Origin of the sequence: Archangium sp., assembly GCF_036389735.1 — a bacterium.
Classification (GTDB): domain Bacteria; phylum Myxococcota; class Myxococcia; order Myxococcales; family Myxococcaceae; genus Archangium.
This window is the reverse complement of the sequence record NZ_DASVWK010000229.1, coordinates 1-2,482: the sequence shown is the minus strand read 5'-3', so window position 1 is coordinate 2,482 and position 2,482 is coordinate 1. Positions and strand designations below refer to the sequence as shown.

Below are 2,482 nucleotides of genomic sequence, written 5' to 3'. Positions count from 1 at the left end.
CGCTCAGGGCGGGAGATGGTGGGGGTCCCGTTCGGAAATATCGTGAAGAAATATTTCCGGGGCCATCAACCTCGATCTACCCCACCTTCTTCCTGCGTCGGTAATCTTCGAGGTTCGTTGGTGAACCCGCGGCGGCCGTGCCATCCGCGTTCGCGGCCTGGGCGGGCTCGTCCTGACGCAGCACGCCAGAGCCCTGCGCGTACTCGCGCAGCGTCTTCTGCAGCAGCTTGCGTCCGCGGAACAGCCGGCTCATCACCGTGCCCACGGGGCACTCGAGGATCTCCGCGATCTCCTTGTAGGAGAACTCCTGCAGGTCCGCGAGGATGACCACCAGCCGGAAGTCGATGGGCAGCGCGTCGATGGAGCGCAGCACGTCATCCGACAGGAGGCGATCGAAGAAGTACTGCTCGGGGTTGGCCGCGAAGTCCGTCGCGTCCCGGCTCACGAAGCGCTCGTGCACCGCCTCGCGCTCCACACCTTCCACCACACTGCGCTCCTTCACCTTGCGCCGGTAGCGGTTGATGAAGGTGTTGGTGAGGATCTTGAAGAGCCAGGCCTTGATGTTGGTGCCGCGCTCGAACTTATCGAAGAAGCGGTAGGCCCTCATGCAGGTGTCCTGCACCAGGTCCTCGGCGTCCCGCTCGTTCTTCGTCAGCCTCAGGGCCGCGGAGTACAGGGGGTCGAGGTGAGCGAGTGCCAGTTCCTCGAATTCCTGCTTCGTCCGGTTGTTTTGCCTGAAGTCCAGCATGCTCCCGCCTTCCAGAGGCCCGAAATTACAGGCGATTGAGTCGTTCCCTACCCGGCAATGTATGCACGGGAACATATTGGGCAACAACACAAAGCAAACCTGCGCCGTTCGCACGGCTGCCCCGGCGGGCGGGAGACAACCGGTGGAGGGAATTATTCCAGGAGTTCTCCTGAAAACCCTCCACCGGGGTGTGGCAGGGTTGACTACCGGGCCTTCGAGCCGATGGCGTCGAAGATGGAGAGGTAGTTGTACCCGAGGTCCTTGGCGACGGCCTCGTAGGTGACGTGGCCGTTGTAGGTGTTGAGGCCGCGGGCCAGGGACTTGTCGCTCTTGATGGCCTCGACGAGGCCCATGTCGGCGATCTTCCGGGCGTAGGGCCGGGTGGTGTTGGTGAGGGCGAAGGTGGACGTCTGGGGCACCGCGCCGGGCATGTTGGCCACGCAGTAGTGCACCACGCCGTGCTTCACGAAGGTGGGGTTGTCGTGGGTGGTGGGCACGCAGGTCTCGATGCAGCCGCCCTGGTCCACCGCCACGTCCACCACCACGGAGCCGGGGCTCATCTCGGCGATGAGGGCCTCGGAGACGAGCTTGGGCGCGGCCGCGCCGGGGATGAGCACGCCGCCGACGACGAGGTCCGCCTCGCGCACGCTCCGGGCGATGCTCTCGGAGTCGGAGGCCAGGGTGGCCACGCGACCGAGGAACACGTCGTCCAGGTAGGTGAGGCGCTCGAGGTTGATGTCGATGATGGTGACCTCGGCGCCCATGCCCACGGCCACCTTGGCCGCGCAGGTGCCCACCACGCCACCGCCGATGATGGTGACGCGGCCGCGGCGCACGCCGGGCACGCCACCCAGGAGGATGCCCTTGCCGCCGTGGGCCTTCTCCAGGCACGTGGCGCCGACCTGGATGGCCATCTTGCCGGCCACCTCGGACATCGGCTTGAGCAGCGGCAGCGAGCCGTCATCCAGCTGGATGGTCTCGTAGGCCACCGCGGAGGCCTTCTTCTTCACCAGGGTGCGGGTGAGCTCCGGGTCCACGCCGGACAGGTGGAAGTACGTGTAGATGACCTGCCCGTTCTGGATGCGCTCGTACTCGGGCGCGATGGGCTCCTTCACCTTCACGATCATCTCGGCGCGCTTCCAGACCTCGTCCGCGCTCTGGACGATCTGCGCGCCCACGCGCTGGTACTCCGAGTCGGGGATGCCGGAGCCGACGCCAGCGTTCGTCTCGACCAGAACCGTGTGGCCGGTGCTCGTCAGGGCGCGAACGCCCGCCGGAACCATGCCAACACGGTACTCACGGGTCTTGATCTCCTTGGGAACTCCGACAATCACTTGGGGTGCCTCCGAAATGGTCCGCCAATAGGCGGTGAAAGTGTCCGCCCGTGGGCGGCAAAATCGGGCGGACCCTAGGCAGGGGCCCGGGGGGAGTCAAGACGCGCTCCGACAAGGGCCCTCACGCACCGTGAAAGCGCGATGCGTCGAAAGGTTGGCGCACCAGTGGTAGTTAACGGGATCATGACTTTGGCACCCAAGCTCCTCTTCGCGGACCCCAAGGGTCGAGTGATGGAGCACCCCTACCTCCTTGCTACCCTGCGCAGCGGAGAAGAGCTCGTTCCCCCGCAGGACAAGCCCATTCCGCTGCCGTCCGCTGGTCGTCTCGTGCACCTGCCGGGTCGTCTACCCGTGGGACTCAACCCCGAGACGGGTGAGCTGGAGCTGGTGCGCGAGATGA

Annotated in this window: 2 protein-coding genes and 1 pseudogene; 1 reads left to right on the top strand and 2 read right to left on the bottom strand. The window is 65.6% G+C overall.

The annotated features are described in order from the left end of the window. Nucleotides 1-76 precede the first annotated feature (76 nt). Nucleotides 77-748, bottom strand: coding sequence for a sigma-70 family RNA polymerase sigma factor (locus VF794_RS08435; protein WP_331108670.1), 672 nt, complete (start codon nucleotides 746-748; stop codon nucleotides 77-79). Between the two features lie 203 nt (nucleotides 749-951). Then, nucleotides 952-2,082 (bottom strand): alanine dehydrogenase, encoded by a 1,131-nt coding sequence (gene ald, locus VF794_RS08430; protein WP_331108669.1) that lies wholly within the window; start codon nucleotides 2,080-2,082, stop codon nucleotides 952-954. Nucleotides 2,083-2,265: 183 nt separating this feature from the next. On the opposite strand from ald, the pseudogene VF794_RS08425 reads away from it, so the two are divergent. Further along, nucleotides 2,266-2,482 (top strand): annotated as a pseudogene (locus VF794_RS08425) (radical SAM protein); the annotation flags it as partial.